The sequence below is a fragment of the Iodobacter sp. CM08 genome, assembly GCF_033446605.1.
GTDB lineage: Bacteria > Pseudomonadota > Gammaproteobacteria > Burkholderiales > Chitinibacteraceae > Iodobacter.
Genome location: NZ_JAWQUO010000024.1, coordinates 66,038 through 79,682, shown reverse-complemented (window position 1 = coordinate 79,682; position 13,645 = coordinate 66,038). Strand labels below are relative to the sequence as shown.

General features: G+C 46.8%; 10 protein-coding genes. 1 reads left to right on the top strand and 9 read right to left on the bottom strand.

Features of this window, described 5'->3' with window-relative positions:
• From R6242_RS14730 to R6242_RS14700, 7 genes are all read right to left on the bottom strand, one after another.
• The coding region (locus R6242_RS14730; RefSeq protein ID WP_318428126.1) for a transposase at positions 1 to 289 on the bottom strand (289 nt) is incomplete at its 3' end.
• A 345-nt stretch (positions 290 to 634) separates the two neighbouring features.
• On the bottom strand, positions 635 to 778 hold the full coding sequence (locus R6242_RS14725; RefSeq protein ID WP_318428124.1) for a hypothetical protein: 144 nt from the start codon (positions 776 to 778) through the stop codon (positions 635 to 637).
• The gene (locus R6242_RS14720) at positions 775 to 924 is read right to left on the bottom strand and encodes a hypothetical protein (protein WP_318428122.1); all 150 of its coding nucleotides are present in this window, start codon (positions 922 to 924) and stop codon (positions 775 to 777) included. The genes R6242_RS14725 and R6242_RS14720 overlap by 4 nt, the downstream gene beginning before the upstream one ends.
• 184 nt (positions 925 to 1,108) lie before the next feature.
• On the bottom strand, positions 1,109 to 1,663 hold the full coding sequence (locus R6242_RS14715; RefSeq protein ID WP_318428120.1) for a hypothetical protein: 555 nt from the start codon (positions 1,661 to 1,663) through the stop codon (positions 1,109 to 1,111).
• Positions 1,647 to 2,414, bottom strand: coding sequence for a hypothetical protein (locus R6242_RS14710; protein ID WP_318428119.1), 768 nt, complete (start codon positions 2,412 to 2,414; stop codon positions 1,647 to 1,649). Before R6242_RS14710 ends, R6242_RS14715 begins: the two co-directional genes overlap by 17 nt.
• Before the next feature lie 58 nt (positions 2,415 to 2,472).
• Positions 2,473 to 5,253: a type VI secretion system Vgr family protein gene (locus tag R6242_RS14705; RefSeq protein ID WP_318428117.1), complete on the bottom strand. Its 2,781-nt coding sequence runs from the start codon at positions 5,251 to 5,253 to the stop codon at positions 2,473 to 2,475.
• Positions 5,254 to 6,019: 766 nt separating this feature from the next.
• The gene (locus tag R6242_RS14700) at positions 6,020 to 7,966 is read right to left on the bottom strand and encodes an NAD(P)-binding protein (protein WP_318428115.1); all 1,947 of its coding nucleotides are present in this window, start codon (positions 7,964 to 7,966) and stop codon (positions 6,020 to 6,022) included.
• A 609-nt stretch (positions 7,967 to 8,575) separates the two neighbouring features.
• Here R6242_RS14700 and R6242_RS14695 point away from each other — a divergent pair.
• Positions 8,576 to 9,148, top strand: a complete 573-nt coding sequence (locus R6242_RS14695) for a DUF4337 domain-containing protein (RefSeq protein WP_318428113.1) — start codon at positions 8,576 to 8,578, stop codon at positions 9,146 to 9,148.
• Between the two features lie 245 nt (positions 9,149 to 9,393).
• Here the strand turns inward: R6242_RS14695 and R6242_RS14690 are convergent, their stop codons facing one another.
• Together R6242_RS14690 and R6242_RS14685 are read right to left on the bottom strand one after the other, a co-directional pair.
• A complete protein-coding gene (locus tag R6242_RS14690) occupies positions 9,394 to 11,724 on the bottom strand; it encodes a DUF2357 domain-containing protein (protein WP_318428110.1) in 2,331 nt (776 codons plus the stop codon).
• Positions 11,725 to 11,726: 2 nt separating this feature from the next.
• On the bottom strand, positions 11,727 to 13,253 hold the full coding sequence (locus tag R6242_RS14685; protein WP_318428108.1) for an McrB family protein: 1,527 nt from the start codon (positions 13,251 to 13,253) through the stop codon (positions 11,727 to 11,729).
• Positions 13,254 to 13,645: the final 392 nt, after the last annotated feature.

Genomic DNA, 13,645 nt, shown 5'->3' with positions numbered 1-13,645 from the left:
GAGTCACCAAGTAAATCGCCAAAAACCATTTGCTGAGAGGCAATTGACTTTGATGCATCATGGTGCCCGCAGTCAGCGTAGTTTGATGTTTGCAAGCACGGCAGCACCATAAACGAGTTTTGCTGCGCAAGAACTCAGTGGCTACAGCATGTTGGCACACGGGGCAGCGAAACCCTTGTGGCCAACGCGCTTGGAACAATGCCGCTTCACATTGAGCTTGCGTGTTGTACTGCTTCAAAAAATCAGTCAGCGACAGCCCCTTTTGCATCTGGATTGGGTTGATTGCCATGACGACCACTCCACAAAAGAACGTTCGTTCACCTTAGGCCTTTTAGGTGGTTTGAGCAAGGAGGTTGAGCAAGAGACATAATCAGGTTGTTCTTTATAAAAAAATAAGCCGCTCTTAGTACACCAAAAAACAAAAAAGCACCGCACGTTATTCGCAACATAAGACCAATACTCGTATCTGACGAGTACGAATAAATAGCTGGACTTGCGAGAGTAAGAAAAGGGCAAATCAATGCTCCACCAGAAAGTACCTTTAAAACATATGCATTAAAAGCACCGGACTCACGCTTCATCCAAAAGTAAATATAAGCTAATCCAGAAATACAAACTAAAGAAAATAAAACAACTAAAAAAAATCACTAAATTCAGGCATTCCTCCTGTATATTTATGCAATATTGCAACTCCACCAACAATACAAAATGATTGATATAAAACCACTGCTATAAGAATAGAAAAAAATTGTTTTACATTATTTAATAAATCTTTCATTTAACTTTACCCGCAATATATTCCTTAGCCTTTAACCTATCGTCAGCCCAATCAGTACGCGACAAAGCACGACTAGCCGCCTCCTCCACCGCACGGCGGGCTGTAGGAGTAAGGCGGGAGATAAGAGCTTTAAGGGGGGTAGACATGGGATGGGTCCCGAAGAGTGATTGGGTTATTCAAACTCTACATAAAGTTTTTTAGTAGAAAAAAAGAGTAAATAAGAAATTAACAATTCACAAAGTCAATAGATAGAGAAAAAAACAAACCAACACATAAATAAATTCAAATGAAATAATATTATTTACCAATAAATCAATATCAATCAAAAAATCACTCTTTATAATTCAACAATAAATCTCTAGATAAGATGGTAATTTCTCTAGAATACACCGGAGAAAACAAATAACGCGTAGCAACAATCTTGCAATTTACTTTATCAATTTTATTTAATATATCTGTTATATCCCCTCCTAAAACCCAGTCATAGCCACCGGCAGAACCAGAGCGAATTTTCTCTAAACGCACGGTAAAAACACTTTGATATAAAAGACTATTTTCCTTTCCATTATTAACCTTTGAATTTAATTCCGCGACATCACTCCCAAAAATTCTTAACTTTGCACTATAATCTGGATTATACTTGTCTGCGCTTTCTTCAAAAAGAGGGCATTGAAGTGTTGTATTTATAAATTCGCCATTTTCAGACTTAAAATCTATATCACTAATTATCGCTATATTCCATCCTAATCCAGCCTTGTCATCAACAGCAGTAATTTTACCAACTTGCACTTGAGGGACTACTCTAGAGGACAACAAAAAAACAACAAAAATAACAACACATAAAAATATAATTAATAACTTTTTAAAACTAAAATATTGATACATCCATTAACTCCCATGCACTTTTTAGTGACTTATCCAAAGGGGAAAAAAAAGCTTTTAGTGTACTCGCATGATTTATATCACGAACAACATTCTCATCAGCGCCCGTTTCTACATCCCATTGCTCACCAAAATCAGCAACTAAATTAGGGAAAAAAGGAACTAAATCACGAGGCTTTTCTTTCTCAGAAGAACTACGAATAACCCCACGAGTGAAAGAATCTAAGTACCCTTCTTCATATCGAATATTTACCCAAAAAGCAGATTTCGGTGATGGTTTGCTCGGGTAAATATCGGAAATGGCTTTAACAATCGCCCCATTACCAACGGGATCAAGTGTTATTAGCATTCTAACTAAATATCCCATGTCAGATAAAATAGCTGACAAGTGCGCGCCATTCCAACCGCCCAAACTATGACCAACGATATATATTTTCGTTTCTTTTGATTTAATGTTCTTTATTACATTTTCAGCTACCCTAGACTCGCCATATACATCGTCATAGCCTAAATGAGTAACAAACATCCTTTTTTCTTTTACAATCCAACCTTTTTTATTCATAAAATGCTGCATGCACGATAATATATTATTATTTGGACCAACGACGCCAAGATATTTTTTTTTGTCACCTGCTCCACCAATAAAAAAAACCGCAAAATTATCTTGTTTAATTTCAATAACCTTCTCTTTTTTATCACTATCATTGGTTAGTGTTTTTTTACTTACATGACTTAAATCTGATTTTTTTCCCATGGACTTATATACCGAAAAATTTGTTGATATAAAGAATTAAAAATTATAAAAAGTAATTTCATTTCTTCAAAAATATATTTACTTCTTCAATTACATCAGGGTTCTTTATTTCATGTGTATAACCATCAGCATCAGTGACCCCATATTCTTTCTCTCCAAACCCACGCTGAATCATATATTTTTTATTAGGCAATACTTCACCAGTCGCTTGGTCTCTCAATAAAAACTTATCATTGAATTTAGTAGTTGGCATTTCATTAAATGTTTTAGCAAGGCTCGTCCCCCCACTCAACTCATGACTCGCGCCTTTAATACTCACTTCCCCCGGACAATGGATTTCTATATTGCCGCCTTTTAGCCGGATATAACCGCCTCCCGCTGTAAAGAGCACTTCATCCCCTGCGGCGATTTCTACTTTTTCTTTGCAGGCAGTAATTTTTACGTTTTTGTCGGCGGTGATTTCTACGTCGTCGCTTTGCGCTTGCAGCTGGATTTTGCCTTTGGCTGCGATCAGTTTTAGCGCGACTTTATCTTTTACCCCCGCCACAAACAGGCTGATGTGTTGGCCTACGTTATGTATCCAGCGGCGGCCGGAGGTTTGGTTGGTGTCGCGCTGGGCGATTTGATCTAAGTTAGTGCCTGCGGAGAGGGTCTGGCTTTGCGGGCTGGTGATGGCGATGCCGTCTTCCCCGTGTAGCAGGATAATTTTTTGCTGGCCGGTTTGGTCTTTAGATTTGCTCTTGCCGTCTTGATCGGTGTTGCTGCCTGCTTCAAGGCTTTTGCTGGCGTGTACGTGGTGGTAAAGATGGCCGGTACTGGCTTTGCCGCCCGCGCTATTGTCTGGCTTAACGGTTTGATCGCCTTCGCCGGTTTCGATGGTGTCAGCAAGTTGGTTGGTGGCCGTTTCACCTAGACTTTGGGCCAACGCTAAAGCTGATTCAAGCTGGCTTTGGGCTGGGCTGTGGTCGAGTTGCTTGCCGCTTGCGCCGCTTTTGGCTTCGGTACTGATTAGCAGGCCATTGGCGCGGATTGCACCTTGTTTGTCGCTGCGTAGCTCAAAGCCTTCGCCGCGTGGCTCACCTTTGCCGTCGGTGCGCGGGTGGATTAGGTAACCAAGGTTCAACTGAGTTTTGCCGTGCTCGCTAGATAGCTTAGTGCGGACTTCCCCCTGAGTATCGTCAAACAACAGCTCGCCGTATTGGCCGCCTTCATGCTCTTTGGTTTTGATACCAGATAGCGTTTTATTGGCGGGCAATGCGCCAGCGCCGCTAAAACCGGGCGTTGTGTGTGATCCGTTGTAGACCACGCCAGTGACAATCGGGCGGTCGATATCGCCTTCAATAAAATCAACGGTCACCTCATTGCCGATTCGCGGAATAAACTGATGACCAAAGCCCGCGCCTGCCGATGGGTAGGCGACACGAATCCAGCAGGAAGACTTGTCATCCAGATTAGCGCCAAACTCTGGGTGCTCAGCGGTACGTTGCCAGTGTAGCTGCACTTTAATTCGGCCCAGCTCGTCGGTATGGACTTCTGTATCCGCAGGGCCAACCACGGTGGCGGTTTGCACGCCTCGGCTGGTTGGCTTGCTCAGTGTTTCATGCGCAAAGCTAGGGGTGAGCGGCTGGCCGCGTCTTTGGGCGGTAAAATCGACTTGATAAGGGGGCGGTGCAGCTGCGCCCTTTACTTCTGAAACGGCCAGCAAACTGGGGGCAACCAGCATTAGCTGCTGGCTTAAATCGGCTGGCAGGTTATTGTTTGCGGTGAACGTTAGCCCCGTAATCGCAAATTCCCGCTGCTCTGCACTGTCCCACTCATGTGCAGGGTGATCTTCAAGGCGAAACCATTGCCCTGCCTGCAAGCTACGCAGCGTGCCTGAGCCGGTAAAAGATTTCTTTTTAGCGTCTGAGGCTTGTTGGCGCAGCTGAGCATAGCGGCTTAAGCCTTCTGAATCTGCGGCGTAATACAGGCCCTGTGGGTCGTAATCTTCAAGGCTCGCCTGAATTTGCTGCCCACCATGCCCCTGATCTACGGCGCTCTCATCCGCGCTTTGTTTTGTGCTGCATGCTTTGTAATCGAAACTGGCTAAAGAAACAGAGCTGCTGCCAATCTGGCGTTGAGTTTGCCATGAGGTCAGTGCATCACACTCTTCCGTAGCGGCTGCCCTATGGAAGCGTACTTGTAGGTCTGCCGCTTCTGGTAAGGCGTAAGCGTCGTCAAATACAGTGAGCTGTACTTGTGGTGAATCGCCTGGCAAATGCTCGAAGCGGAAAGAAAGCCCTTCCTCAAACATTAATCGCACTAAGAAATCAAAGTCTGATTCTCGGTACTGCAGGCAGTAGGAGCGGGGTAAATGATCGCCCGATAGCTTGAATTCCAGTGCTTGCACAGCAGCAAACACGGGGTTTTTATCTTGGTGCTCGGCTAAAACTTGTTTAACGATATCAGGCGCACTCATTTCTTGAAAAACGCGAGAAGTGCGGCGATAGCGCAGTAAAGAAAACGGCGGCTCAATGGTCAATGCATATTTAGCAAAACCGCCATCAGAGCCTAATAATTCTGCCTTAGAAACAATACCACAGCGCTCTATTGCTGCACCGTTTGCATCGATAACGCTCAGAACCACGGGCAAGCCAAGTAAAGATTTAAGCTCTAAGTGGCTATCGGGAGACAGGCATTCAAGCTGATAGCAATAAGCTTGGTTGATGCCTTCACTACCTGTAACGCGCTGGGGTAACAGTTGTTCTCCCCATGCTGCACCATCGCCAAGCTGAAGGGTAATTAGGCGATTTTCCTGATTAAAAGCAGCGGCAAACGAAGCGAGCAGATCGAAGGTCATGTTAAACCAATGGCTTACGAGAAGGCTTGTATATTACACGAAGCTTTTGTCTTGCTGATATTGTCTTTGGAGGAATGTGTGGTGTAATTATGAACAATAACAATGTGTTGTAAGGTATTTTGCTTATTTTTGCTTCAAGGAAGCTCTATACAGTTAATTAAGTAGAATATGCCTTGGATAGTATGGGGGACTTGGTAAGGCTGAGTGCTTGGCGGGATTTTTGCGTGAAACTGTTGCGGGCTGTTGTGGTTTGTTGCGGGTTGATGGCAAAAGTGAGTGTTGTTAAGTTATTGATTATATTGGTTTATTTCTTAATGTTCACGCATGGGGTGCAAGGGGTCGGAGGTTCGAATCCTCTCATTCCGACCAATAGAATCAAAGACTTAGCCTCGCTTATGCGAGGCTTTTTCTTTTATCTGTGTCCGTATTTGTGTACGGTAATCACCTGTTTTAAAGCTCACTTAAGCAGAAGGTTTAGCAGGCTTTTGGATATTTCCCCCTGCAAAGGCAGGGTATCAAGTGCAGTAATAACAGTAAGCAGGTGTAGATTACTAGTAGTAAGGAACTGGTAATTATTAATTGGGATGTGCTGGATTTGGGTGGGCTGTTTTAGGTTTTGTAAGAGTATCGGCGGGTATGATTTTTTTGCTTACCGCCGATACTCTTCCTCATATCGCTTAATTGATAAAACCACCCGCCGATTACATGGGCGGGTAGCTTATTGGTAAGCAAACTTCCCAAATGCCATTAAGTTTTTAGATTTTTTTCAAGCTTTGGCATTCTTCTTTTTGAGTGTGCCCCCATGCTCCATGCTGGCCAGCTCGTTAACCGCGCGCCAAGCCTGATCGATGGCGGAGTGGGCGTAGGGGCTCCAATCAGAGTCGGAGTTGGCAATGGTGATGTTGCCGATGGGCTGACGAGCTAGCTCAATGCACTTTTCACTCTGCTCTTCATCGTCAAACAGGGTGTTAGTGCTGTAAGAGTAACCGTGGGACCAACGGTTTACCGTGATAGCGAGGATATCCTGCTCATGGTTAAAGCCAGCGGCGCCCAACATTCCCTGTAGTTGTTCACGGATCATTTGCTCGTGCTGCTCAAAAGGCATGCCGAGGAGGGTGGCGCGCCCCATGCGAGATTGCTCGCGTGCCGATAGGCCCGTATTTGGCAGGGTTGGTACATAAACCATGTGCAGGCACATTGGCTGATCAGGGTTTTTTGGATGCTCGTAGCCACCGAGGTTAACTGGGTAGTCCAGCTTGACTCGGCTATAGGGAGCCGTAGGTGAATAGATCTCATGCACCCCAAGCTTAACGAAGGCTTGCCAGTTTTTGATGACCACATTGGCGTAAACCAGCGGCGCCTTCACGTTTTGGTGTAGCGCTTTTTTCTGAGGCTCCGGCAGCTCGGGCACAATGTAGGGAATCATCATATTGTAACCGGCCATGATCGACTGCTTGGCCCGCACCCGATAAAGCTTGCCCTCTTTGATGTAGCTGACTTCGACGCCCTTGCTTTTATCGGCGCGATGGATATTTTTTGCCTGCAGCGCTGTGCTACCAAGGCGTAACCGCACTTTGTGCTTGGGCTGGTCGAGCTGGCTGTAATCAAACTTGGCCAGCACCACATCCTCCATAGTGTGGCCGGGGGCCACCTGCGGGATGAGCTTGCGCACCATCAGGCGAGTCAGCCCCGCATTGCCATCGGGGAAGTGAAAGATGTAAGGATCGTCTAGCTCTGCTTGTTCATCAGCATCAAGAGGTGTCAGGTTCATGCCGCCAAAGCCAGGCAGGGCACAGAGCCGCGCATCAGAACAAGCAGTGGCATCGATGCCAACCGCTTGAAAGTCGCTGGTGCGCTGCTGGAAGTAAGTTATCGCCCGCTCGCTCAGGCCCACCTTGTCACGCAAAAAGGTGGTGTAGCTATTCTTGGTGATCCAGAGGTCTTTCTCTTTTTGAGTCATGCCGCTTAAGTAATCGGTTTTCTCTTCATGCAGGGCCAGTAAGGCGGCTTTGTCGATATCGTTAAACGGGAAATCGCCGATAAACGCGGCTAGCGATCGGCCGTTGAGGCGATCGCGCGGGATGTCATCGGCCACGCTGTGGCCAGGATCGCCGCTGACTATCTTGTTTACGCCAAAGTGCTTTTCATCGAAATAGACGCCGCGACTCAAGCCCAGATCTGGGTAGAAGGTCTGCTGAAAGCCCATAGCCAACTCGTCGATGTTCACCTCAAGTGCCTTAAGCAGCCCTAGCGCCACTGGGCTGAAGACCGAGCGCGGTGATTGCAGGGATTCACTACCGCCATAGCCCAGTAGCAAGCCATCAGGGGTGGTGAACTCATTACGCTTGGCGTGGCCGCCGAAATCGTCGTGGTTGTCGAGTAGCAGGATTTTTTTATCCGCACCCATTAATTGCTGATAAAAACAGGCTGCTGCTAGGCCACTAATCCCAGCACCTACGATCACCAAGTCATACTCACCTTCGAGCGGGGCGGCCTTGAAGTTGTATTGCTTGCCGCCGAAGGCGATGCTGTGTGCTGGCTCAAAAGAGCCCGGATGGTTGCCGCGTAGGCCAGTGAGGGCGGGTGGATAGCTTAGCGTCTTGTTGGCCAGTGCATTGCCGCCCTGTGCCGCTTGCAGCAGGCTAATGGGGGCGACACCCGCCGCAATTGCTATGGCTACGCCGTTTAGAAAGTCTCTGCGTGTGATACTCATGGCAGTCCCTGCTATATGAAGAGTTAAATAAGGAGATGGAATAGGCTTGGCTTTGTTATGAAGTGGGCAAGCTAAGGCCATATCCAAGTGGAATGAGATTGATAATAACTTATTAAGCGATATTAGGTGGCGCTCTGGCTTTGAAGCGCGCAGCATAAAAAGCTTTTGGCTAAATCTATTTAGCCAGAAGCTTCTAATCTATATAAGTTAAATAGCCTGTTGCCACTCAAAAATCTGTTGCATACTGAGCAGATGCCTAAGCAGAATTTTTAAGCCATGCTTAGCGGAGATTTTGATCGCACCCTATCAAGGATTATTAAAGACCTGGCCACGTTAGCTATTGTTAAGTCTGGTTATGGCTGTTGTTTAAACTCAGCATAAATATCGTAGGTTGGGTAAAGCCCGTGTATTTATTGAACATTGCTCACAAGTTTCACCCGCCTTATAAATGCAAAAATAGGGCGCTGTTCTAAAAAATGATTTACTTAGGCGTTATTGGGCAAGAGACATAATCAGGAATTATTATGCTGATCGTTCTGCGCCTATATATTTTCAGTGTAGTAAAAAATCAGCAATTAATTTTTAATAATAACTAATGGGAATTACGCAATGGATATCGAAACAAATACATCATCTAATACTCGTTTAAATAATGCAGTGGCGATTACTGTGGTGTTGCTTTCTGTTTTTATGGCAATAAGCAAAGTAAAAGACGACAATATTGTGCAAGCTATGCAGCAGGCAAAGGCCGATTCGATCGATACTTGGTCTGAGTACCAATCTAAAAAACTTAAGCTACATTTATCTGAATCTGCATTGCATCAGGCTAAGCTGCTACAGGCCACTAATGGCAACGTGGATAATAAAGCACTCTTCGCTGAAGAAATTGTGACGCAGCAAAATGCCATTGTAAAATATGAAAAAGAATCGGCTCAACTACAAGAAAAAGCCAAAGGCTTTGCTAAAAGTTATGACGAAATGAACTATCACGACGATCAGTTTGATATGTCGGATGCACTGCTCGCTATTGCATTAGCCGTGGCTGCGGTATCTGCGCTGGTGAGTAATTGGTTATTGCTTGGGCTAGCTTGGGTTTCTGGTGGCTTTGGTGTGTTATTTGGTTTATCTGGTTTTTTAGGCTGGGCATTTCACCCCGGTTGGCTTGCCGCTTTATTAAGCTAATGAAGATATCGACTTTGTTGGCTTCTATTATAAGTAGAATATATTTATAAAATAACTAGGTAAATTTTGATTTATTCAATTTCGAGATTATCACGCAGGCGCTAATCCAGTGTTTATTCGGGATTGCCGATGAAATGTTTAGGGATGACGATTTAATCAGGGTTTACCTAGGCTAATAATGGCACTTTAGTTTGCTTGCCTAAAATGTAGGGCAACTTGTGGTTTGCCGCTTGCTCTTGCCCAAACTAGGCATCTAGCCCAGCTTCTTGATACAAATAGCCGTATCTTGTGGCGAGCATATCGCCATTGCTGGCGCTTAGTAGATCGCGCATGCTGGTGATTTTAAATTTGAATGGCCGCTGGGTATTAAGCTGTAGTGGCGCGTCCAGCCGATGGGATGCACCTAGTTCAAATAGCCAGTATTGGCCGCTGCCTGCGGCTTTATTGCTGCCTGCTTGCTCTGCAGAAATCTGGCTACGCTCCACACGTTTAACAGAGCGCACGTCATACACATAGTCGATCACTGAGGTTTTGCCCTTGCTGTGGATGGCAATGGCGCAGTGGGCGATGTCTTGCATGATGGTGTGCGAAGTTTGTTGCTTGACGATGGTATCCACGGGGATGTGATACCAGCGGGCCGTGCCTTGGCTAAAGCGCTCTAAATAAGCGGGCGTGCGGCCACCACCAGTGGGGGCAACAAACACCAGTTGGCCGTTACGGCGCAGGTAGAGCCCAGCCGGAGCGATGCGCACCGAATCTTGGGCAAGGTATTCGTCGGGCGCTTCGATACGGTATTCGATAGCGCTTGGCTTGCCGCCTAAATGTTGCAATAAAAATGCGGCCAACCAGCCATTGGCCTGCTCTGGCAGGGCGGGAAAAGCACCGATGCCCACCGCTTCGATAGCCTTGTGATAAGGGTTATCCGAGGCGGTATCTTGCTGCGGATGCCAGCCAGGGTAAAGTACATAAGCACCGATTACTGGGCGGCTTTTTAGGATTGCGCCTTCAGGCGATTGGCCAAGGTGGATGAGGGCATCGCGGTAGCGGTGCATTTGGTTGAGCGCATCGTCGGGGGCTAGGTCTGGCGTGTTTGGTTTATCTGCTTGATCGATACGGTATTTAGCATCAAAAATCCAGATAATTTGCTCGCCATTGGGGAAGGTGGCTTCTAGCAAAATATCTGGCTTTTGCGTGGCATTCCAAGAGTAAATTTGGTTATAGCTACTGCTAGGTTTGCCAAATATCGGCTCATGAGCCAAGCGCAGCAGGATGCCATCGCTGCGGCTAAAGCTGAAGGACGCACCTAAGCCATTCTGCAATACTTTTTCTAGATTTTTTTCCTGCAGCAATGCTTTATGACTGGCTTGCTCTTCAAAGCCTAAGGCTAAGAGTTGGCGGCGTAGCTCTAGCAGACACCAGATTTCATACAGCTCAGAAACCGGCTTAACGGAGATCGCAGCATGGCGGCCAAACACATCCAGATACAGCTTTAATTGCTGCCAGATACGATACGCCCCAGCGTAGCCCGCACGTTGGTGCAGCACCAGCGATTCGCGCTCCAGGCCAGTAAAATCGCTGACTTCATCAAACAGGGGATGCGTAAGGCGTTGGGCTAGCTGCTTTTGCCATAGGGCCAGTTCGGAAAAAAATGCAGGTGAAATTCGCTCACGATCAGGCGCTGTATTGTGTGCGGCCGCAGCGCTGGCAAAGTGGGCCAAACTGCGGCGGCTGTATTCTAAAACCATACGAATAAATTGGTTTTCTGGGGTATCCACAGAAAGGCGTTGGCTGCTGCTTTTAAAGCGTCGCTGCGTATCCCCTATTGCTAGGGCTTGGGAGACTTTTTCTTCTAAGCGATAGCCCATCCTGCCTCGCAGGCGATCGGCGCGAAGCGAGCGGCAGCTGGTCTGTAGCCGATTATGCGGGGCGTTGCAGATATAGTGGATTTCTTTAAGCAAGGCGTCCCGCAGTGCCGCAAATTGCGCCAGCCATAGCAAAGGGAAGCGCTCATGCGGCTTTTTGGATTGGGCTAGCTCGTGATCGGTTTTTTGCGCCAAGGCAAAGCGCCACAGCGGATAGCTGTGATCAATGGCGGCATTGATTTTTTCTAGATCGTCCACCATTACCATTTTGGTCGGCAGCACTTCAAAGGCCAGCGCCGCCTCTTGCCACTGGCCATCATGGCAGTAATGCAGGCCCAAGCGCAGCCAACCTACATCATTGCCAGTATTGAGCGTGCCACGCAGTGCGCTGCCGGTGAAGCGAAATGCATCGCAAACGCTAGTCAGCCGATGGCGAATTTCTGCCGTATCCATCGCTTGGCTAAAAGTAAATTCAAATTCGTAGCTGCGGTTTTCAAAGAAAATCGGCTCGCGCAGCAACAGCTGGTGCTCTGCAATGCAAGGCAGCGGGGTGCAGCGCTTAAATAGAGCGGGCCGCAGCCGCAGCCCCATCGGCAGGGCGGTGGTTTGCCTTGCGGCCAAGGTAGTGGCTAGTTGCTTTTGCGAGGGCGCAATATCGCGGCTCCACACATTAAGCGACCAATCCTTGGTTTCTAGCTTAAGCAGATCAGGCATGGTTAAGGCCAGAAGCTAGTAAAGCGATCGCGCTCAAGGCGTTTACTCATCCAATCTAGTTTTTTAAGTGAGCGAAATTTAATCTGCGGCGCAACATCATTCTCGGTATTAAAGAGATCAGGGCGGGTGGGGAAGGTTTTAAATTGAGCGCTTAGTAAGTGATTTAACTGCGTCAGCAGGTTGCCATTCTCATTGCTGAGCTTGTCTTCATCGCCCTCTAGCCTAGGCAGTAATTTAGCCATTAAAAAATCATCCCACACGGCATACAGCTTGGCTTCATCTTGCGGTGAAAAGCACTTCAGCATCAGCAGCAGCTCGTTAAGCGCACGAAATGCCAGTGCAAAAGGGCTGTTCGCCAAGGTGTGATTGATTTGTTTTAAAAACTGGATACTCTTTTGGCCATCAGAATCTGCTTTCACTTCGGCCAGCTCAGCAGGGTCGGCGATGCGTGAGGCAAGCGGAAAACTTAGCGTGATGGCTTGTAATTTTGGCTCAAAGTAATCGTCGAATTCATTGGGGAAAAACTCGCCAAAATCGATGGTAAAGGCGCGATCAATTACCTTGCGTGAAAACCCATGCGTGGTTTCATCCATATTTACCGTGCCAGCCACAATCAGATTGGGCGGTAGCGGCATACCATTTTGCAGAAAATGCGCCCACAGCCCATCCCATACTGCATCGGCAAAGCCTAGATCAGCGCGTAGCTTATCGATGACCTCGGGCGCTTCAGATTTCAGTAGTGCGCTGGGGGCAAAAATAGCTTCGCTTGCATAGCCTTGCTCATCCCACTGCCGCGTTTCTAATATCGATAAATAATCTGCAAAATATTGCTCAACCGGCGCTAAATTCATTTCATCTAAGCAAGCCCAAAATGGGGTGATGTCTTGGGTGTCTTTGAGTACGTAGCCCGTATTAGGCTGCACCGCATCCCGCCAGGCCGCCGCCATAAACTGCAAAAACGGCGTAGCCACATAATGCGTGCCGCCAATTCTAGAGATATAACCCAGCAAATCAGATGGCTCATGCCAATCTGGCCGCACCGGAATCAGCGCGTAGTTTGTTGTGCCAGCAGGGCAAGAAGAGCGCGCCTGCTCCCGAACAAACCGCGTCTTCCCCGTGCCGGAGATGCCAGCGAGGAGGAGGAAAGGTTTGGGAAGTTGTAGTGATTTTGTGTTGATTGAGTTGCTAAGTGGATTGTTAATGCAGTATTCGCAAATGCCCTTAATGGTTGATTCATAACCCAGAATAAAAGGATCGTGATCTAGCTTTAACTTTTGAAATAATTTTTCTGACTCGTTATCGTCTCTTTTTCTATTAATTTCATCGGAGGTCATCTTTTTTTCTGAAATAGCTTTCAGTAAGTCAAGTACAACAATCGTTGGAATTAAACGCAAAGTGCCATTGGTGTTTTTTGCATTAGGCTCAGAGCGAAGATAAATGAGCTCTTGAGTGGTTTTTTCAATGGTATACGTGGGTGATCGAGAGCCAATTTTTGTTCCTGGCTTTAAATAAAGGCTTAAATTATTCATAAGCTGGTTTTATTGACCCTAGAAAGTTGAGAATCATTATTCTGAATTAATTGCTTTAGATTGTACTGGATGAGCGGTATTGAGCATAGCGGTTCAATTTTTCTTACTGATTCTATTCAGTAAATTATTTTCAGTGCTTTCAGCACCTTGATTTTGGTGCGGGTGCCCCCGCGTGGGCCTCACTTTCTTGAACGGCCAGAAATCATAGTACGCAAAGAAGGCCGCCCCACGAAGCACGAAGGCCCCTCATCTGCGGACAGCGGCTGCTGCGGAACTCGCTGGCAAGCTCGCTCAAACAGGTATCAAAGAAACCCCGCCCGCTTGTTCTTCGTATCGCGGCTTCAAGGGGACTTCTAAGCCCCATGCCATGAGTAGTTATAAATATTCAGCAA

Bases quoted from the DNA above. Each gene is read 5' to 3' on its own strand.
- R6242_RS14725 (WP_318428124.1), bottom strand. From the start codon at position 778: ATGAAAGATTTATTAAATAATGTAAAACAATTTTTTTCTATTCTTATA.
- R6242_RS14720 (WP_318428122.1), bottom strand. From the start codon at position 924: ATGTCTACCCCCCTTAAAGCTCTTATCTCCCGCCTTACTCCTACAGCC.
- R6242_RS14715 (WP_318428120.1), bottom strand. From the start codon at position 1,663: ATGTATCAATATTTTAGTTTTAAAAAGTTATTAATTATATTTTTATGT.
- R6242_RS14710 (WP_318428119.1), bottom strand. From the start codon at position 2,414: ATGGGAAAAAAATCAGATTTAAGTCATGTAAGTAAAAAAACACTAACC.
- R6242_RS14705 (WP_318428117.1), bottom strand. From the start codon at position 5,253: ATGACCTTCGATCTGCTCGCTTCGTTTGCCGCTGCTTTTAATCAGGAA.
- R6242_RS14700 (WP_318428115.1), bottom strand. From the start codon at position 7,966: ATGAGTATCACACGCAGAGACTTTCTAAACGGCGTAGCCATAGCAATT.
- R6242_RS14695 (WP_318428113.1), top strand. From the start codon at position 8,576: ATGGATATCGAAACAAATACATCATCTAATACTCGTTTAAATAATGCA.
- R6242_RS14690 (WP_318428110.1), bottom strand. From the start codon at position 11,724: ATGCCTGATCTGCTTAAGCTAGAAACCAAGGATTGGTCGCTTAATGTG.
- R6242_RS14685 (WP_318428108.1), bottom strand. From the start codon at position 13,253: ATGAATAATTTAAGCCTTTATTTAAAGCCAGGAACAAAAATTGGCTCT.